Source organism: Christensenella timonensis (assembly GCF_900087015.1).
Taxonomy (GTDB): Bacteria; Bacillota; Clostridia; order Christensenellales; family Christensenellaceae; genus Christensenella; species Christensenella timonensis.
Map to the genome: position 1 here is coordinate 2,216,472 of NZ_FLKP01000002.1, position 18,753 is coordinate 2,235,224.

An 18,753-nucleotide genomic window follows, 5' to 3' on the forward strand; every position below is an offset into this window, starting at 1 on the left:
ATGTGCGTTGCCACCTCCGGCAAGGTCGTTTCCGTAGAAGGGACGACCGCCACAGTGGATTTTCACGGTAACCTGGTCAAAGCGCGCGCCGGGCTTGTCGAAGCAAAGCCGGGCGACTATGTGTTGGTGCATGCGGGCTGTATCCTGCAAAAGCTGAAGCAGGAGGAGCACCAATCCCTGGAGGAATTGTTTGCGGAGATCGAAAACCTATGACCAGCCTAGACGAGATCAAACGCTTTTTAAAAGAATACGACGGGCCGCCTATGCGCCTGATGGAGGTGTGCGGCACGCATACCGCCCAGATCGCAAGGAACGGCATCCCGGGCATGCTGTCTGAAAAGATCCGCCTGGTCTCCGGCCCGGGCTGCCCTGTGTGCGTCACCGTCACAGACTACATCGACCGTTTGGTTTCATTGACGCGAAAACCGGGATATGCGGTCGTTTCCTTTGGGGATATGCTGCGCGTGCCCGGAACGCGCGAAAGCCTCAGCGACGCGCGCGCGGACGGCGGGGACGTCCGTATGGTCTACGCTCCCGCCGATATGCTCGTCCTTGCACAAAGCGAACCGGATACCACCTTCGTGTTCGCCGCCGTCGGTTTTGAAACGACGACACCTGCTTACGCCCTGCTCCTTGAGGAAGCGGAAAAGCGGGGCATATCCAACATCCGCCTGCTCACTGCCCTCAAGACGATGCCCGCGGCGGTCGGTTGGGTGTGCCGCCAGTCCGGCTCCATCGACGGCTTTTTGGCGCCCGGCCACGTCAGTGTCATCACAGGCAGCGACGCATTCAACGCCCTGTCACAGGCATACCGCATCCCCTTTGCCGTCGCGGGGTTTGAGGGCGCAAGCCTGCTCGCGTCGATCTATGCGTTGGTCATCCGCCGCGGCAGGCCCGGCGTTTTGAACCTCTACCCTTCCGTCGTCACGGCGCACGGCAACCGGAAGGCACAGGAGGTCACTGCAAAATATTTTGCGCCATGCGACGCTGCGTGGCGCGGCATGGGCCTCATACCCGCTTCCGGCATGAAGCTCAGGGAAGCATATATGCACTACGACGCGGGCAGCGCAGGCCTTACCCTCGACCATACCAATGCGCAGTGCCATTGCGCACAGGTACTGACGGGGAAGATCCTTCCCTCCCAGTGCCCTTCGTTCGCCGCCACGTGCAGCCCGCAGGCCCCATTGGGCGCTTGTATGGTTTCTTCCGAAGGCAGCTGTTACCAATACTTTATCAACCACAGGGGATAGATACTTATGAAGATCACAATGGCTCACGGCAGCGGAGGGCAGGCGACTTCCCGGCTGATCGATGAGGTTTTCGCAAAAACATTTGACGATCCGGTGCTTTCGCGCATGGAAGATTCCGCCGTCGTACCCGGCGCGGGGCGCCTCGCGCTCACCACGGACAGCTTTGTCGTTGACCCGCTCTTTTTTCCCGGCGGCGATATCGGCAGGCTGTGTATATGCGGCACGGTGAACGACCTGCTGATGAGCGGCGCACAGCCAAAATACCTGACCTGCGGCTTCATCTTAGAGCAGGGCCTGGAAACCGGGGACCTGCAAAAAATCGTATGCTCCATGGCGGATACCGCGCGGGAAGCCGGCGTTGGGATCGTCGCGGGGGATACCAAGGTCGTCGAAGGCAAAGGCGGCCTGTATATTAACACCGCGGGCGTCGGCTTTGTACGCGACGGCGTGGATATCAGCGCGGCAAATTGCCGTGAAGGCGATGTAATCCTGCTGTCCGGCAACTTAGGCGACCATCACGCGGCCATTTTCAGCGTGCGGATGAATATCGAAAACTCCATCGCCAGCGACTGCGCCCCCCTGGGCGGCATGGTAGCGGGGCTGCTGGAGCAAGATATCCGGGTAAGGGCCATGCGCGACGTGACGCGCGGCGGGCTTGCCACCGTGCTCAATGAATTTGCCCGCGCTTCGCGCTGCTGCATCGAGCTCAACGAAACGGACATCCCCATTTCGGACGAGGTGCTCGCGTTTTGCGGCATACTGGGCCTTGATCCTTACACCATGGGCAACGAAGGAAAGATGGTCGCCGTGGTAGCAAAAGAAGACGCGGCACAGGCGCTTGCAGTGATGCGCAGCAGCAAATACGGCGAAAATGCCCAAATCATCGGCACTGTGACACGCGAAAAGGACGCGCCCGTCCTGCTGCATACTTCGCTTGGCGGCACGCGCGTGCTTTACGGGCTGGCCGGCGAAGGCTTGCCGCGCATTTGCTAAAATGAACGATTGTTCATTTAAAACGGACATGGGAGGCATACATGCAGACTAGGACGCAAATACAGAATTTTTTTGACAGGCTTGCCGATACGTGGGACGAGTATAACTGCGCCAACAGCGAGAAACTCCGCTCCATGCTCGCCGTAGCCGGACTGCCCCGCCACGCGCGCATCTTAGACGTCGGCTGCGGCACGGGCATCCTGTTCCCCTATTTGCTGGAGCATTGCCCAAAGCGAGTCGATGCGATCGACCTCTCGGCGCGCATGGCGGAAATTGCCCAAAGAAAAAACATGGATGAACGGATCCATGTCCGCCACGCAGATTTTTATGACCTTAACGAAGGTTCACGCTACGATGCGGCGGTCATCTATAACGCCTACCCTCATTTCCTTGAAAAGGCCCTGTTCGCCGAAAAACTGTTCCGCCTGCTTGTCCCCGGCGGGCGCTTTATCCTCATGCACGGCAGCGGGCGCAAAAAAATCAACAGCGTACACCACGGCCGCGATGCATCTGTTGTTTCGGTTCCCCTGCGCTCCTGCGCGGAGGAAGCCCGGCACTTAAGCCGCTATTTTGAAATTGATATCCGTGTCGATACCGACGATTGTTATATCCTGTCCGGCCTCTCTAAGGAAAGCGCTTCCGTCCTGCACTTAGGCGTGCTGGAGGGCAACGCTTAGGCGTGATCCCGCCTATTTTTCTTCCTTGACATCGCCGTCCGGCCATACATATATTATTTTATTGCATTTAGGACAAATATATACTTTGGTGGCATTGATTGATTTCTTTGATGCCCGCTCATACATTGTCGTTCCACATTTACTGCACTTCACGCCATACTTCCTCCAAACAGTATTATACCATATTTCATGTTGAAAAAAAGGTCAAGCGGAATAAAAAAATCGCCGTATCAGGGCATTTTTTTTGTTATATATTAAATATTGGCCGAAATCTGCCGCATAACCTTGATACAATTTAATCTTAGTCATATAATGGATATAACAAATTGCAAAGCACTTTAGAATATCTGCAGAAAGAAAGGACATTTATTATGAGAAAAATATTCAGGGTCGGTATCGTCGGGACAGGTTTTATCGGCAAAGTCCATATCGAAACGCTGCGCCGTTTAGGCAACATCGACGTGGTAGCGCTGGCCGATAAATTCATGGCGCAGGAAACTGCGGAAGAGCTGAATGTGCCTGCCTATTTTGAAGATTACAAAACCATGATCGACGAAATGCAGCTGGACGCAGTCCACATCTGCACGCCCAACAACACCCATTTCGATATCGCCATGTACGCTCTTGATCACGGCGTGAACGTATTGAGCGAAAAACCCATGACCACGAGCATTGAAGACGCGCGCAAGATGGTTGCCAAGGTAAAGGAGACCGGGCTTGTCGGCGCGATCAACTTCCACAACCGTTTTTATCCCATGACCAACCACCTCAAAAACCTGGTGGAGGACGGTTACATCGGCGACGTATTCTCCATCAGCGGTTCCTACACGCAGGACTGGCTGCTGTACGAAACCGACTACAGCTGGCGTTTGAGCTCCAAGGATTCAGGCAATACCCGCGTCATTGCCGATATCGGTTCGCACTGGATGGATCTCGTGGAATTCATGAGCGGCCAGAAGATCACCGCCGTATGCGCAGATTTTTCCACCATCCATAAGACGAGGAAAAAGCCCAAGAAAACGGTGCTCGCTTTCTCAACGGAAAAATTTTCCCCGGAAGATTACGAGGATGTTCCCATCGATACCGAAGATAACGCCAGCGTCATGTTCCGTTTTTCAAACGGCGCCAAAGGCAGCGCTTTCTTCTCGCAGGTCATCGCCGGCAAGTCCGTTGCGATCGACGTACTGCTGGGCGGCTATAAAAAATCGGCCGAATGGCACAGTGAAGAGTGCAACAACCTGTGGATCGGCAACCGTGACGGCGCCAAGGAATTTTTGGAAAAAGGCCCGGCTACCATCCACCCCAGGAGCGCAGACAAGGTCGCTTATCCTTTGGGACACCTGGAAGGCTTTACCGACGCGTTCAAGCAGTGCTTCAAGGAAGTCTACCACAGCATGGAAGACAAGAACTTCCAGGGGCAATACGCCACCTTTGAGGACGGCCTGCACGAAATGATCCTGTGCGAAAAGATTTTTGAAAGCAACCAGAAACAGCAATGGGTCGGGATCGAAGAGTAAGGCCAAACGACAAAAGGGCTGTTCATGCAGCCCTTTTATATTGCGTTCGTCTCCGTTACCCAGCCTCGGCCTGCTGCTTGACCATTTCCGCTTTCCGCTGGCGGTTATAACGGGCAAGATATCGCCATGGTCTTTGCTGCCCGCCCCTATTTCCATATCCATGGGTTCCCGGAATTTCGATCAGTTGGACGAAAAACGTTCGGCGACCAACGGGATGTTGATCGGTATTATAAAGGATATAAAATCGTAAAAAAGCCTTTGATGAAAATCATAGGCTTTTTTAAATAGAATCCGGCCATTTCGGTGTGCGCTCTATCCTGCCGCCGCGCCCGTTACGCGCCCATGCCGGGCTGTCTTTTGCGGCGTTTCCTGTAAACGAGGATCAGCACGCATACAATACATCCCGCGCACCCCGCGGCAAAAGCGGCGGTGTAAAGCTCCGTCAGAGAATCGTCGCCCGTTTTTGGCCCCGTTCCGTTGTCAATCGTTCCTCCCACCGGCGCGGTATACTGGTTGATAAAGCCGCAGGAGGTTACGGGCTTGTTCGCATCGTTGGTCACGGTGCGCGTCAAAACAAGCTGGCCGGCCACGTCCTGCACGTTATCCGTGATGGTATACACGCCCGTATCGTACGCATATCCGTCCTCCCCCACATTCACTTCGGAGATCGAATAGTAATATACGCCGGCCTCGGTATAGCTCCACGTGCCGAAATCCTCCGAGCCGCTCCCCACGATGGTCATGGTTTTCACGCCGTCCTTACTGCCTGCCGGCATGGGGTTGCTCTTATTGCCCGCCTCCAGCTTGAATACGAACGTGCCGTCCTTGGACGGCGTTCCCGCAACCGTCTTTTGCACCGGCGGATCCACCATCAGGCTCGGATCGCTGGCAAGCGGCTTGTATACGTTCGTAAATTTGGCGTCGCTGCTTTTGCTTCCGTCGCTCCGGTAGATGACCACATCCGCCCTCGTGGCGCTCGTCACATAGACCTGCACCGTATATACCTCGCCGTCGTACGTGTATCCCTGCAGCGACGCTGGCGCCTGCCTGAGCTCGTAGCCGTATGTTCCCGTGCTCGTGTAGCTCATCGGCCCGATCGACGCGCTGCCGTTCCCGGAAATGCTGAAGGTATACGTCCCTCCCGCGCTGCCCGCCGGCATGGGATTGCTCGCCGCAAGCGGCCGCAGCTCGTAGGTAAACGTATCCGCCGCCGAGGACGCCGCCGGCTGCGAAAACGCCTGGTCTACCGTGAACGTCACGTTGGCGCTCGCCGGCGCCGCATTCGCGGTTTGAAACAACCCCAGCGTCAAAAGGCATACCAGCAGCGCGAAAGCCGCCGCCCTCTTATTCCACACTTTTCGTAGGATGCCCATATATTCTCACTTCTCCTTTTTCATATTACCCTTAGCCCGCACGACCGGGTAATCGATCTTCCTGCTGATCTTTTCCGCCTTGCCCATATGGGACTCCCCCAGTTACCTTACTTTTGCGGGCCCGCCCCCGGCAGGCCCGCTTTCCTTACTTGTGTTCCAATGCTTCTGCTTTGCTTTTCTCAGTTCCTGGAATCCGCTTTCCTGCGCGATTTCACCGCTACGAAGGCAACCAGCGCGCCTGCCGCGATCGCGATCATCAGCATGAACGGAAGGTTGTTTACAGAGATCCCCGTGGGGGTAACCGTCTGGTAAGCGTTCGTGTAGTCCGCCTTGTTCGCGTTCTCTCCTACCAGGTTTGCCGTTACGCCAAGCGCCGTGTTCAGCGTTCCGGGCGTCGTAACCGGCGTTCCGCCGTTCGTCGTCACATCTACGCTCGGCGTATAGCCTGTCGATGCCGCCTCGGATATGTCGTAGTGCGAACCGACCAGCGCGTTGTGCACCGACAGCTTTTCCCCGTGTTTGAGGTGGATCGTCTCCGCCGTTCCGGACGTGACCTGGAAGTAGTCGTGCCCGCTGCCGTCCGTCATGATCGTGCTTGCGGTGTGATTGGTGGACGTGATTACGTTATTCGCGCTGTCCAGCACGTATACATCGTATACGGGCGTGCCCGCCTCTACCGCGGATTTGTTGACCGTCAGCGTGAAATCGAAGTACAGTGTCGTCGTGTTACCCATCGCGCCCGTTACCGTCTTGCTCACGAGGATCGCGCCGTCCTCCGGGTTCGTACCGCTGTTGTTTTTCGAGAATACGTTGGTGAACGAAAGTCCGCCCGTGCCCGGCGTCGGGTCTACCTTTGCGCCCGGCGCTACGCCGCCTGTGGTCGAGCCCGGCGTCGTCACGATCACGCTGAGGTCGGATACGTACGGGCTCGTCGTGCCGTTCGCTACGTATACGTGCAGCTCGTAATCCCCTGCGGAATACGTCATCGTTTCGCCTGTCGCCGTTGTATAAGTACCCGCCTGCTCTGTGATCTGGTACACATACTCTCCGGCGTTTCCTTGCTTACGGTCTTGAGCCCCGCCGCGCTCGTACCTGCGTCAGCCGCTGTAAAGCTGATCGTCTGCGTCGCTGTTGTCGCGCTTGCGACGGTTCCGAGCGCAGGCATCGTCGCCAGGTCTGCCGCAGCCGTGAGGCCGTCTACGCTCACCTTGGTTACGTCAAAGGTAAAGCTTGCCGTCGGCGTGGTCGTGCCGTCCGGCATTTCCAGCACCTTGGTGATCGCCGCCTGCAGGGGCGTTCCTTCCGTACCGCCTGTGACCGGCGCCGCCAGCGCCGAGGTCATGCTGCCCAGGCACAATACCACTGCCAGTGCCAGCGCCAGAACAACTTTTAATGTCTTTGTCCGTTTCATTTTCTTTTCTCCTTTTTTTAATTCGTTTTGAATGATTGGTATATGAACATGGAATAACACCATGTTATATATTCCTCCGCCGCGCCGCTCATATCAGCGCGCCTCCCCGCGGCGGCGCCGCCGCGCGATCAAAAGCCCTGCCGCGAGCGCCGCGATCCCAACGATCCCCACGGCCAGCAGGCCGGGCCCGCCCTGGCTGTCCTCCGTCACGCCGGTGGGCACAGCCCCCGTCCGCGTGTTTGTGAAATCAAACCGCCTGTCCGCGTCGGACATGGCCCGCGCGCCGGTATCGGCCGCGCTGGTCGGCCCCGCGTCCTCGTTATCGCGGAACGAAAAAGCGTATCCCGCAGCCGGCGTTTCCGCCACCCGCACGTGGTAGCCGAACGGCACGCCCGTTATGGTCACCGTTTGCCCGTGCCGCAGCTGGAAGGCCGCCTCGCCCGAGGAACCCAGCGTCAGCGTGCCGCCCGCCGGGGCCGAAGCCCCCGTCCCGGCAATCGTCCCGCCCGTATAGGCAAACGTTCCCGAAAGCGGCGTTCCCGTGTCGTCCGTGAGGTACACGGTGAAATCAAAATCCTTCGTCCGGTCGGCGTAAGGGCCTGCCGCCGAAGCGCTCACCGTCACATCGTGTGTCTTGCGCTCATATACCGCGTCCACCGTCGTATTGTAGTTGACGGTGAACGTATCGCCCGGCAGGACGCTCGCCGTGGTTCCCGTGACGGCCTCCGTAACCTCCCAGTGGTCGAACACCCAGCCGGTATCCACAGTGAACCCTGTCGCCGCGTAGGTGAGAACCGTCGCCGTGTCGCCCGACAGGTACGTCGCCGGATCGGCATACGTCGCGCCCGAGCTGTTGTTCGCCCGGTAGGTGACGACCGGGTGGAAAACGTAGTTGATATTGTAGTTATCCAGCAGCGTTCCGGGGAACGGCTTTGTGGCGCGCGTCGTGAAATCCGCCGCGTTGACCGGCGGCGTGATCGCCGGGCCCGCAAGCGCTGTATTCCCGCTCACCACCGCGCTTCCGGTAATGCTGATGTTCGAGTACTTGCTCGTGCTGGCGGGGTTTGCGTAATCGTAAAACGCTGTATAAATACCGCCGCCCTCGAGGTCCGCCGTATTATTCGTGATGCTGCCGCCCGTCATGGTGAATTCGCCGTTATTTAAGCCGGCGCTGTAATCGAGCTCCACAGCGCCGCCTTTCCCGCCTTGGCCCCACGCATCCAATTGCGCGTGGTTATTGGTAATGCTGCCGCCCGTCATGGTGAATCTCGCAGAGGCGGAGCCTGTTCCATCCATAACGAGTACGGTTCCGCTAGCTAGGGCCGTGTTGCCTGTGATGCTGCCCCCATTCATCGTGAAATTACATTCCACACTGACTAATATAACGCCTTCCCCCAGGCCGACATTGTTGCTGATCGTACCGCCGTTCATGGTAAATGCGGAACCTCTGCCCATGCTTACGGCGCCGCCCATGTTCGGGCCGTTGAGGCACTTTGTGATCTCCGCCCCGTGATTCATCGTCAGGCTGCCATCGGTGCTTACTACCACGCCGCCGTTAAAGTGGCTGTATCCTGTCGATACCGGCAGCCCTATGCCCGACAAGACGACGTCTTCCAGTGTCAGGGATGCGTTTGCGCTAACCAAGAAATGATTGTAGCGCGGCGACCCGCTTGCTGACTTCGCCTGCGTCAGGGTATACGGCCCGCCCGCATCGGATTTCAGCGTGATCTTCTGGTTTGGCTGGATGATCACTCTATCACCTGTCCCGCCAGCCATATCGTTCATGTCCGTGTCGTTTTCCGTGGCTACGATGGTGTATCCCACTCCCGTAGCAGGGCACGCCGCCACCGCGTCCGCCATCAAGTGGTACGAACCGATGGGCGTGGTGGGCGCGCTGTCCTTGTACACAATATAGCGCTCCTGCTTCCACTGCGCGTACAGCGTCAGGCTGCCGGAAATGGAAACCGTCTGCCCTTCCGTATACGACGTGCCGCTGCCGTCCGCCGCCGTGTTCCAGCCGGCAAAGCTGTAGGACGCGTCCTGCGGGGAAAAGCCCGCCACTGTCCGCGTCACGGTCGTAATGTTCACCGAACCCGTGAGGGTGCTGGTGCTTTGGATATATTCCGCCGCCTTCTTTCGCGCTATTTCCCGTGATCCGGCCGCCTGTCATCGTGAAAGAACTCGTTGTTCCACCAGCCACCAATACTCCGCCGCCAATACCGCTCGACTGATTATTTATAATGTTACCGCCTGTCATCGTGAAAGAACCGTCACAACTATACACAGCAGCCTGCCTGTTGCTCACGTTATTACTGATCGTACCGCCGTTCATCTTTAAAGAGGCCTTGCTTCCCACAAACACAGTAGCATCATCATTTGCGCCTGTATTACTATAGCATTTTGTAATTGTCGCGCCTGAGTTCATCACTAGAGAAGCATTCGAGGCGTCCACAGTTATTCCGCCATTATAACCACTTCCGCTCGTCAACCCCGCTCCTGATAGCGTAATGTTTTCGAGTGTTAGGTTACCGCCTAAACTAACATAAAAATGGAGGCCATCACGGTCACTGATAGAGGAGGCACGATTTGTCTGCGTCAAGGTATACGGCCCGCCCGAGCCGGATTTCAAGGTGATAGTCTTACTTGTTACGAGTATACCATTACCGATATTAGGATCGTTTGCCATGACCGTGATGGTGCAGGCCGATCCCGTCGGGCAGGCGTCCACCGCGTCCTGCAGCGTATTGAATGTGCCGGTCGCGCCGCCCGTGACGACATACGCGCCCGTCGCGGCCATGGGCGCAATCTGCTCTTTTCCGCGCATGCCCGCGTCGATCTGTTCTAAGGCGCTGCCCGCGCCCAGCGTGAGCGTATCGCTGTAGGCGGCCGCTTCTTCCGCGCTGAAATCCGCGTCGAATTTGTTGTCCGCGCCTGCCTGGATGCTCTTGACGGGAACGAGATACTCCGTGCCGCCTATCACGCTCGCCTTAACGCCCACGCGATACTGCTGCGTTCACGTCGTTCCACACCGTGCCGCTGATGGAGCTTTCCAGCGCCGCCGAAGGAGATGGCGAGGGGGAAGCCGAGGGCTGCGCCGTTTCCTCTTTGGGCGAAACCGAAGGCGAAGAAGATGCCCCGGGCTCGCTTGTCTGCGCGGCCGAGGGTGTTGCCGCCGGCTGCGGCGCTTCGCTCTCCGCCGGTTCGCCCGTCTCCGCCGCTCCGGCGACAGGACTGGCGGATTCTTCCCCGCCCGGCTCCTGCGCCGGCTCCGTTTCGCCCACGGGCGTTTCCGCTGCGGTTGCGGCAGCGGCGTTTTCCGCCAACGCGCCGATGGGCAGCGTTCCCGCAATGATCGCCACTGCCAGCAGCAGGGATAATACAACTTTCAGCTTCACTCGCTTTTTCATGTTTGCCTTTCTCCTTCGTGCGTTCTTTACTCAATAATTCCTGATCACGATCAGCGCCTTACCGTCGATCCGCTGCGTGCTTCGGCTGGTAAAATCACTCTTTATTCTTCCTATATTCCTTCTTGGGCCTGTCGTCACCGAGCGTGCCGATCACGTTTTCCTCCGCCCTGTTTTCGTCGCGCACATGCACGCCGTTCAGCCCGTCGATATCGTCCAGCTTCCGCCGCAGCCTGATTTTGACCGCGACTCCTACCATGATCACCAGAATAAGAATCCCGATCCATATCCATCCCACGACAGTTACCTCCATATCTGCCCTTTATTACAGCTGTATAATGTACACTTGTTCCCTCGTCTTCCTTCGCAGATTTGCCTATTCATTAAATATCACTTTTCATATCCTTTTGTCTCGCCAGATGTTGTAACTACCTGTTTTGATGTTGTAACTACCTGTTTTTGATAAGCGGCAAGGATGGATGATGCTTCCCCCATTCACCGTTATCATGATGCAGGATGCCTCGAAATTTTCTTCGTACGGCACAAAAAAAGGCGTTCCCCTTTTTGGGCCACGCCTGCATGTTTCCAAATTCGCTTTTCTTATTGCCATGAAAGAGTTCATTAACAAAAAAAGCCTATGGATATGATCCATAGGCTTTTTAAATAGAATCCGGCAGCTACCAATCCTCCCACACCGTTGCCAGTGCAGTACTTTAGGCGTTTAAGGGCTTAACTTCTGTGTTCGGAATGGGAACAGGTGGATCCCCTTAGCTATCGCCACCGGAAATGGCTCCCCAGGTTGGGTTTGAACCAACGACCCTTCGGTTAACAGCCGAATGCTCTAGCATGCGAGCTACATTAAACCTTATAAACGCAACTCTATTACATCATGAAATACATATAATACTCTGTTGAAATATATAATATTTTCCAATTTCTAAGCAATGTGTACTATGACGAAATACCATTATTCTTCATCCTTTTCTTACACGATTTATTCAGTAAGTAGCATTTTACAATATATCCTATTTTAGAGCACAAGTTAACTGCTTTTCAGCAATTTTATATCATCACCCATATCTCGGCAAAACTGTTCATATTCTACATTAAATATGATTTTCACCTCATATCCCCTTTTCAATTCAATTCTTGCAACCAGCTCACATAGAACCGCTCTTTTCTGTTCTAAGGGTAGGCTTTCATATTCTTCAGCCCAGCCCTTGAACCTATCATAAGCAGGCAGAATAGATTGCATTGCCACCGCTTTATTTGCGATTTCTTTTTCCACTTCCCGTAAATTCTTATCATAATGACTGATACGTTCCTTTTGCTCACCAATCAATTTACTGAGGTCGTTGGAATCAAAAACGCTATCCCCGGATAAGCACTTAACTATTTCATATTGCAATTTCTCCAATTTATTTTTTTCTTCTATTATAATGTGTTGTAATTCTGTACCCTTAACTTTCAATCCTCTCATTTTTGATTCATATCTCATTTTGATGACACTCTCTTTAGGACGATCCTTTATTTTTGATAAAAGATCGCGTACCGCATTTTCTATCGCTTCGTCCACAATATTTGCCTTATATGTGGACTGACCATCACAATTACACTTTTTTTGAGTTTTATGATAGCACACATACCGTATTCTCGGTTCCGCGTTCTTACTGGAGCGGTCAAGATTTGATGATAATCTATGCCCACAGTGTCCGCAAAAAATATTACCGGATAATAAGGCGCTTGCCCGTGCCTGCATATTGATTTGTCGGGATTCGCTTTTTGCATCCGAACGTTGGTTCAGAATATCCTGTACCTTATCAAAGACTGCTTTCTCAATAATACTGCATCTATATTTTTTATTTCGCAAGATACGCTTGATAGAACTGACGGAGATTGGTTTTCCTTCCGGTCCGGTTATTCCTGCTTCCCGCAGCTCCCGCTCAATGATATATGCTCCATATCCCATTTTAAAAACACGATAGAATATCCTCGTTCTCACCACTTCTCCAAACTCTTTATCTGGAACCAAGTCTGGAATTGGATGTCCCTTCTTATTGATTCTCCCTTTGTGAACTGCTTTAAACCCAAGTGGAATCGGGCCACCAGTATACAATCCTTGTTCTTTCAGTTGCTCCATACGCTGTTTTATTCGGATGGCAGTATTTTTGCTCTCCGTGTCAGCCTGCCAAAAAGTAATATAGTTCACAAGCGTATCCGCACTCGTTTCAAAGACACGCTGCCCCTCTTTCACGCTCCACATCTGGATACCGGCTTCCACTACAAACCATCGCAATAATTGTGGCGTTTCACTTTCAATTCGACCAAGGCGATCAAATTTCCAGACTAATAACACATCAAATTCCTTATTCAGCGCACGTTCTTTCAGGCTTTGGATCGCATCACGATTGACAGCAGATATTTTGCTTCCAGATATGCCTTTTTCATACATCTCATCAATAAGCGTCCAGTTTGGCTTTGTTTTCAAAAATTTATGACAAGCTTCTTTTTGCATTGGAATCTCATCTTTGGACATATCAAAGGAATTTGTTTTATATAATTGCCCTTTGGTTGATACCCTGTACAAAATAATTACACGTAGTATTTTATCAAACCGTTCCATCCTCATTGGCTCCTTCTACTTTTTTCTAATAATGGCTACATATAAATTGTAATAGGCACAACCTAACTACTCAAAAAATCAGCATGAGGAATTTATTCTTTTCTCGTATCCATCGAATATAATTTTGAAAATATTTTGCTTGATATTATTTGTCTCTTTACTATTATCTGTAAATTGTATAATGACTTTATATTCTGCTTTCCTGGCTTTAGTCAGTTCTTTCCTTTCCATGCCCATTCACCACACTTCTATCATGAATAGAAAAGCAGCGGATTTATTCCGGCAAACCGTTTTGTTTCATAATCCGCTGCTTCTCCCATATATTTTAAACGCTATTATTTGACACTACTCCCCATAGCGAACGGGCAATAGCTTGAACTGATCCTGGCAAAGATCATCACTGGAATTCCACCATCCATTTCACCGAACCGCACTCTGGGACTGAACCTCGACTATGCGGGAGTATCATTATAGGCTGTATCAGTTATCGCGTTTCCCCATTGCCAAGTGGAGATTACAGAAGCAACATTTATCGCTCGTACCTTGGATGCGATCCTTATGACGCCGTATGGCGCAGGTAGTCCTGGCGTGTCCCCTGCTTCGCTCGTGATACAGCAACGTATTCAAGCTATTGGTTATGAGCCGTTCATTTTACTGAACGTCTATTTTTCAAGGTGCAGGGAGATAAAAAACTCCCTTCATAAACCAAGAGAAAAAACGGCTAAAACGTGGCACCTTGTATTAAAAATTTTTTCAAATTTTCAAGTGCTCTCTTGATTGAGTGTGAAACAGTGGTTCGGTCAACCCCTTCCTGTTTCGCAATTTGATTGATGCCGAGGCCCAAAAAGTAATGTGCATACAACCGATGCGCCTGTTTTTCCGGCAGCTTTAAAATTGCAGCGTACAGAAGATTGCGATCCAGTCTCTTTATAAGCTGTTCCTCCGCCGATGGAAATGAGAATAATGATGCGTTCTCAATTCCATCGGAATTACGCGAATACAGGCTCTCCTTACGCGAATTGTTATTTGAGCTAAATTTTTCTGGTTTTACTGTAAATCACTATGAGCAAGCCAAAGCTGCATTACAGTTTGCCGCTGCTTTCATCGCAATAGGATAGGGAATATAGAAGTTCATTGTTAAATCCCTGACGATGTCCGTCCGAACTCGGAATCACATAAAAAAAATCCAGTAGTAAATTATGGATAACATAAAAAGGCCATCCCGAAGAATGGCTTTTGCTTGCTATGAAATTAGTTCTATTATAAATATCTTACAAGTAATTATACCAATAAATTTGATATAGCGGTGAAAAACCACGCTATAGCAGTAATACCAAATACTGAGGAGCTTAACGCAATTACTGTCTTAATTTCTTTTTTAATACCATAGATAAATAAAAGAACTCCTAAAAATGATAATAATATACTAATAACTAAATAAACCATGGGTAAATTAACAATCTGCGATATCTCCTGATTATTATTATTAGGGCCTAAAAAAACAAAAATAGCTCCCATAAGAACAAAGCCAACCAATGCACCGATGATTGTCCACAAAGTGGTGTTGACTTTGGGAAATTGAGTCTTTTTTTTCGCTATTGTACGAATTATTCCGTTTGTAATTAAAACAAAAGCAATAATCAGTAAAATTGCTACAAATGTTGCGCCCATTTAAAGCACCTCCATTCACATTTCATAATAGCAATCAAATTTTTCGTTTCAGTATGATTCAGTATTTTGTTGAGAAATATGCAGCCATTTTTCGATACATTTACTTCCAATCTTAACTCCAAGTGAAACTGTTTACTATATCCAATGCAGAATCGAATATAATTTCCGGGTTATTATCAGTATAAGCACTTGCATTTACTAAGCAAACCTTCTTATCTCCTAAAATATAATACATTCTTGCTTCCATATCAGGCAAGGTAATAATATAAACAAATAAGTCATATCCTTTCTCAGTATCAGTACCTGATATTGATACTTCCGCTTTTTCATCCATCTTCTCTATTTGCGAATTTATTGATGCAGTAATACTATCCCGTAACAACAGGCTTTCATCTTGAGTATACTCATGTGGAACAATTTCAACAGAAATATTTGAAACCCTATTTCCGTCAGACTTTTCAACATCTTTATCAATATAATATCTTTTTTCTGCTAAAGATTTCCCTTCCATCTCCGATAGTTCAGGTGCAATACGTATTTCCGCGGGCTCGAAATAACGTCCATCTTCCATTGTAGTAAAGCCGTCATTATCAACAGAATAACTATTTGATTCGGCTGTCGTCATTTTGTTTTCCATATTATCGGCTCCAATATCCACATCTTCTTTTAATCTCTCATTTTTATATAGATAATGAGAACAAGAGCAGAAAACAACAAAACAGATAACCGAAATAGTAATGAAGATAATTTTTTTTAGATATTTCATGCCATTTTTCTCCTACTTTTCAAAGAAATTTTTCACTTTTGCTAATTTAATCCGTAAGGGTCGTAAGTATATGTCAAATCGTATTTTCCTGTATTTGAATTATATACCACGTTACCAAATTCCAAATTTCCTTGCGCAACCCCATCTGTGACACCATTTTTGAGTGCATTAAGAAAATCAAAGTCATCATGTGATATTGTAGTCACCGAATATGTTTCTCTGTACTGAACATGTCCATCGATCGTATAACCATATTGCCACTCAACAGGGACATTGCTATTTGCTTTTCTACTATCGACATTGATAATAGAATTACCATTTTTATCAAATAATGTCAAATTCATATCCATTTTGTCTTCCGGTTCAGCTCGTCCATATCCCCAAGTAGGCGTTCCTTCTCCATTTCTATATATTCCTGCTTCAATGCCTGTAACTACGCTGGTTCCTGAAATAACGCTCGGCAGATTTGCCATATAATTACCTTGCCAATGCTGAAATAAGTATTCTTGACCATTGTATTCAAACCTTGATTTACTAGTATTAATATCCACTACTGCTTTTCCCAATACTTCATATACATCACCATATCCTAAGGCCGTATTAATCTTCCCCGGTTGCGAATACCCCTTATTGGATGAAGAATCAAATATTGTGCCATTAAAGATATTAATATTGGGTTTGTCGCTTCCGCTGTAATCAATTTCTTTTCCATTAGGGCCAGAGACAACATCCGCTTTGTTTGCTGCAACGTCAGCCCGTGCCTTTTCAAGCTCCTGATTTTTCTTTTCTCTTTCTAAATCGTCCATGCAAGCCTTTATTGCCTGCGCCTGTTCAGGGCTTGTTATCTCAACAAAGGCGCCGTTATACATAATGCCAACCTTGTCCCCGTCATAGGCCACATCATATCCGGGGAAGGCATTCTTTACAACATTTGTCTTTCGCTGTTTTTCTTCCGCCTTTTTCTGTTGTATATAGGCATTGTAAGACGAGCGCGCCTTACTTGCAGCATATCCAACACTTTTGCCTTTGGATATATTGCGAGCAAAGGTACTGATCGCCTTATCCTTTGCCGCACCGGAATTTCGCAGCGTTGTTCTTGCAGATTTTCCGGCATCCGCTATCTGGTTGCCCAAAGCCCTGCTGCTGTTTTTAATATAATCCCCTGCATCCTTGTTAAATACGCCAACGGCGCTTCCCGCTACATAGCCCGCTCCCTCAACGATCTTTCCGCCAAGCCATGCCGCTCCTTCCGCGATTGCCCCGAAGAAATCCCCAATCTGCTCAAAGAACATCCCGCTTGGATCGCTGAAATTGACGGGGTTGTTCGCCGCATACGCATACCGGTTCATTGCTGCACTTCCTGCGCCCTGCATCTGGATGACGTCCTTCTGCGAGAACCGCATCATCTCCGGCTCGTAATACCGCATTTGCAGGTACTGCGCGCCCGTCTCCGCGCTGTAGTATTCACCGTTATATCCAAAGCCCGTGGCCTTGCCTGTCATCTGTTCCCCAAACGGCGTATAACGGCGGCTTTCCACCTGCGTATCCTGCGTGAACGGCAGCAGGTAGTTGTACCACGCATTGTTGTAGCTGACTTCCTGCGCCACGCTTCCGCGCCCATCGTACACGTACTGCGTCTTGCGTTCCGCAAGCCCCTCCTGTGCATACATCGAAAGGCGTTCCAGCCCGTATTCATACGAGACCGTCCTGCCGCCCGTGCGCTCCATCAGCACAAGCGCGTTCCCGGCGTTGATGTCGTTCACATATTCTGTTGTGATCCACTCGTCCGGGTTTTCAGCCTCACTCGTTTCCGTCTCCAGCTTTTCGCCCAGTTCCGCAAGCTCCTCCAGGGTCTTGCGCGCACTGGTTCCCCTGCTTTTCTTTTCAATCCGGTTCCCCGCTGCGTCGTACGTATACTTTTCTTCATATCCGTCGTAACCAAGGTAATCCGTCAGCTTCCCTGCCGCGTCGTAGGCATATGTGCTCGTTTTCCCATTCAGCGTTTTGGCGGTCAGGTTGCCGTTCGCGTCATAAGTATAGTTTACCGCGCCATTCGCGGATGTCAACTTTGTCAGTTGGTTCGCCGCATTGTATGCCATCTCGCTCTTCACGCCATTTGCGACCTTCTGTGTCATGTTCCCCGCCGCGTCGTACGTATACTTTTCGCTGTAGTCATTTTCTTTGAAGGAAGTGAGCTGTCCGAGCGGATCGTAGTCATAGTCCCGCGTATAAACAGTTTCGCCTTCTGTTCGCGTTTCTCCCGTTATATATCCGTTTTTGTCATATTCGTATGCAAAAGAAATATTCGTTTCGCCGCTCGTCCTTTGGGATACGACGCGGTTCAGCGCGTCATAGCCATATTCGGTTTGGATACCGCATATACTCAAACTATTTGTGATTTTTAGACTTCTTGCTTCGTAAATAGTCAACTAATTTAAATATAATTACAATGATTAGCAAACATATTGCTATCATGCGAAAAAGCATAAATAGAACTTCTTCGATCGGAGTTTTAAAAAACAATGTATTTTTTTCTACATCCTGTTTATATATCGAACTAAAAAAATTGTTTTGTGGATTTGCATAATAAGAAATTCCATTTTTCTCCACCCTGAAATTTGAAGGGATTACACTGTGTAAAAGCGATGTAAATTCACCCGTTTCAATTATCTTTTCATCAACTAAAAAACCTAATTTATTAAATTTAGCTATTTCTTTTGAGCGAACAATATAAACCTCGATTGAATCATCATCAAGTATTCTTACATATTTTGCTCCATAAACATTATGATCCAACTTTTCATTAAGGTCCAAAGAGTACAAATATTTACTATTTTTGTCAAAAATCTGTATAATTGGTGACGATTGAGAAGCAAAGTAAATATTTTCACGTGAATCAACATCAAAATTATTCGATAAAGCTATTGGTCTCCTAAAATCAACGAATCCTGTTTGCTCAATTTTCTTACCGTCAGAAATTATGTTGCTCCATAAAAACAGAGATAAAATAGTTGATATTATCAATAAGCATATTAGTATAGCAAATATTATCTTTTTGTTCTTCATTA

General features: G+C 50.1%; 17 protein-coding genes and 1 rRNA gene. 5 read left to right on the forward strand and 13 right to left on the reverse strand.

Annotated features, from left to right (window positions below; all coding sequences use genetic code 11):
* The 5 genes from BN6471_RS11955 to BN6471_RS11975 all read left to right on the forward strand — a co-directional run bounded on the left by BN6471_RS11955 (nt 1) and on the right by BN6471_RS11975 (nt 4,437).
* A complete protein-coding gene (locus tag BN6471_RS11955) occupies nt 1-213 on the forward strand; it encodes a HypC/HybG/HupF family hydrogenase formation chaperone (RefSeq protein ID WP_066649430.1) in 213 nt (70 codons plus the stop codon).
* Nucleotides 210-1,250: a hydrogenase formation protein HypD gene (gene hypD / locus BN6471_RS11960; protein ID WP_066649432.1), complete on the forward strand. Its 1,041-nt coding sequence runs from the start codon at nt 210-212 to the stop codon at nt 1,248-1,250. Before BN6471_RS11955 ends, hypD begins: the two co-directional genes overlap by 4 nt.
* A gap of 6 nt (nt 1,251-1,256) precedes the next feature.
* Entirely contained in the window at nt 1,257-2,243 is a 987-nt protein-coding gene (gene hypE, locus BN6471_RS11965) for a hydrogenase expression/formation protein HypE (protein ID WP_066649433.1), read from the forward strand.
* Between the two features lie 41 nt (nt 2,244-2,284).
* A complete protein-coding gene (locus tag BN6471_RS11970; protein ID WP_066649434.1) occupies nt 2,285-2,920 on the forward strand; it encodes a class I SAM-dependent DNA methyltransferase in 636 nt (211 codons plus the stop codon).
* 371 nt (nt 2,921-3,291) lie between these two features.
* The gene (locus tag BN6471_RS11975) at nt 3,292-4,437 is read left to right on the forward strand and encodes a Gfo/Idh/MocA family protein (protein WP_066650142.1); all 1,146 of its coding nucleotides are present in this window, start codon (nt 3,292-3,294) and stop codon (nt 4,435-4,437) included.
* Nucleotides 4,438-4,769: 332 nt separating this feature from the next.
* Here the strand turns inward: BN6471_RS11975 and BN6471_RS11980 are convergent, their stop codons facing one another.
* The 13 genes from BN6471_RS11980 to BN6471_RS12045 all read right to left on the reverse strand — a co-directional run bounded on the left by BN6471_RS11980 (nt 4,770) and on the right by BN6471_RS12045 (nt 18,751).
* Nucleotides 4,770-5,810, reverse strand: coding sequence for a Spy0128 family protein (locus BN6471_RS11980; protein ID WP_066649435.1), 1,041 nt, complete (start codon nt 5,808-5,810; stop codon nt 4,770-4,772).
* 179 nt (nt 5,811-5,989) lie between these two features.
* The gene (locus BN6471_RS11985) at nt 5,990-6,850 is read right to left on the reverse strand and encodes a DUF7601 domain-containing protein (protein WP_147554030.1); all 861 of its coding nucleotides are present in this window, start codon (nt 6,848-6,850) and stop codon (nt 5,990-5,992) included.
* The gene (locus tag BN6471_RS11990) at nt 6,793-7,221 is read right to left on the reverse strand and encodes a hypothetical protein (RefSeq protein WP_066649440.1); all 429 of its coding nucleotides are present in this window, start codon (nt 7,219-7,221) and stop codon (nt 6,793-6,795) included. Before BN6471_RS11990 ends, BN6471_RS11985 begins: the two co-directional genes overlap by 58 nt.
* A gap of 93 nt (nt 7,222-7,314) precedes the next feature.
* On the reverse strand, nt 7,315-9,294 hold the full coding sequence (locus BN6471_RS11995; RefSeq protein ID WP_066649442.1) for an InlB B-repeat-containing protein: 1,980 nt from the start codon (nt 9,292-9,294) through the stop codon (nt 7,315-7,317).
* Between the two features lie 914 nt (nt 9,295-10,208).
* Entirely contained in the window at nt 10,209-10,628 is a 420-nt protein-coding gene (locus BN6471_RS12005) for a hypothetical protein (RefSeq protein WP_066649447.1), read from the reverse strand.
* A gap of 94 nt (nt 10,629-10,722) precedes the next feature.
* Nucleotides 10,723-10,923, reverse strand: coding sequence for a hypothetical protein (locus BN6471_RS12010; RefSeq protein ID WP_066649450.1), 201 nt, complete (start codon nt 10,921-10,923; stop codon nt 10,723-10,725).
* A 370-nt stretch (nt 10,924-11,293) separates the two neighbouring features.
* Nucleotides 11,294-11,410, reverse strand: a 5S ribosomal RNA gene (gene rrf / locus BN6471_RS12015).
* A 257-nt stretch (nt 11,411-11,667) separates the two neighbouring features.
* Nucleotides 11,668-13,248 carry a recombinase family protein gene (locus tag BN6471_RS12025; protein ID WP_066649453.1) on the reverse strand — a complete coding sequence of 527 codons (1,581 nt, stop codon included), beginning with the start codon at nt 13,246-13,248 and terminating at the stop codon, nt 11,668-11,670.
* Between the two features lie 721 nt (nt 13,249-13,969).
* Nucleotides 13,970-14,251 (reverse strand): sigma-70 family RNA polymerase sigma factor, encoded by a 282-nt coding sequence (locus BN6471_RS13335; RefSeq protein ID WP_074025777.1) that lies wholly within the window; start codon nt 14,249-14,251, stop codon nt 13,970-13,972.
* A 278-nt stretch (nt 14,252-14,529) separates the two neighbouring features.
* The gene (locus tag BN6471_RS12030) at nt 14,530-14,919 is read right to left on the reverse strand and encodes a hypothetical protein (RefSeq protein WP_066649456.1); all 390 of its coding nucleotides are present in this window, start codon (nt 14,917-14,919) and stop codon (nt 14,530-14,532) included.
* A gap of 112 nt (nt 14,920-15,031) precedes the next feature.
* Entirely contained in the window at nt 15,032-15,685 is a 654-nt protein-coding gene (locus tag BN6471_RS12035; RefSeq protein ID WP_066649458.1) for a hypothetical protein, read from the reverse strand.
* Between the two features lie 41 nt (nt 15,686-15,726).
* Nucleotides 15,727-18,072 carry an RHS repeat domain-containing protein gene (locus BN6471_RS12040; RefSeq protein WP_066649459.1) on the reverse strand — a complete coding sequence of 782 codons (2,346 nt, stop codon included), beginning with the start codon at nt 18,070-18,072 and terminating at the stop codon, nt 15,727-15,729.
* A gap of 1 nt (nt 18,073) precedes the next feature.
* Entirely contained in the window at nt 18,074-18,751 is a 678-nt protein-coding gene (locus BN6471_RS12045) for an NHL repeat-containing protein (protein WP_066649467.1), read from the reverse strand.
* Nucleotides 18,752-18,753: the final 2 nt, after the last annotated feature.

Excerpts from the sequence above, each read along its gene's own strand:
- BN6471_RS11955 (WP_066649430.1), top strand. The coding sequence starts at position 1 with ATGTGCGTTGCCACCTCCGGCAAGGTCGTTTCCGTAGAAGGGACGACC.
- BN6471_RS12045 (WP_066649467.1), bottom strand. The coding sequence starts at position 18,751 with ATGAAGAACAAAAAGATAATATTTGCTATACTAATATGCTTATTGATA.
- BN6471_RS11975 (WP_066650142.1), top strand. The coding sequence starts at position 3,292 with ATGAGAAAAATATTCAGGGTCGGTATCGTCGGGACAGGTTTTATCGGC.
- BN6471_RS11980 (WP_066649435.1), bottom strand. The coding sequence starts at position 5,810 with ATGGGCATCCTACGAAAAGTGTGGAATAAGAGGGCGGCGGCTTTCGCG.
- hypE (WP_066649433.1), top strand. The coding sequence starts at position 1,257 with ATGAAGATCACAATGGCTCACGGCAGCGGAGGGCAGGCGACTTCCCGG.
- BN6471_RS11970 (WP_066649434.1), top strand. The coding sequence starts at position 2,285 with ATGCAGACTAGGACGCAAATACAGAATTTTTTTGACAGGCTTGCCGAT.
- hypD (WP_066649432.1), top strand. The coding sequence starts at position 210 with ATGACCAGCCTAGACGAGATCAAACGCTTTTTAAAAGAATACGACGGG.
- BN6471_RS12035 (WP_066649458.1), bottom strand. The coding sequence starts at position 15,685 with ATGAAATATCTAAAAAAAATTATCTTCATTACTATTTCGGTTATCTGT.
- BN6471_RS12030 (WP_066649456.1), bottom strand. The coding sequence starts at position 14,919 with ATGGGCGCAACATTTGTAGCAATTTTACTGATTATTGCTTTTGTTTTA.
- BN6471_RS12025 (WP_066649453.1), bottom strand. The coding sequence starts at position 13,248 with ATGGAACGGTTTGATAAAATACTACGTGTAATTATTTTGTACAGGGTA.
- BN6471_RS12005 (WP_066649447.1), bottom strand. The coding sequence starts at position 10,628 with ATGAAAAAGCGAGTGAAGCTGAAAGTTGTATTATCCCTGCTGCTGGCA.
- BN6471_RS11990 (WP_066649440.1), bottom strand. The coding sequence starts at position 7,221 with ATGAAACGGACAAAGACATTAAAAGTTGTTCTGGCGCTGGCACTGGCA.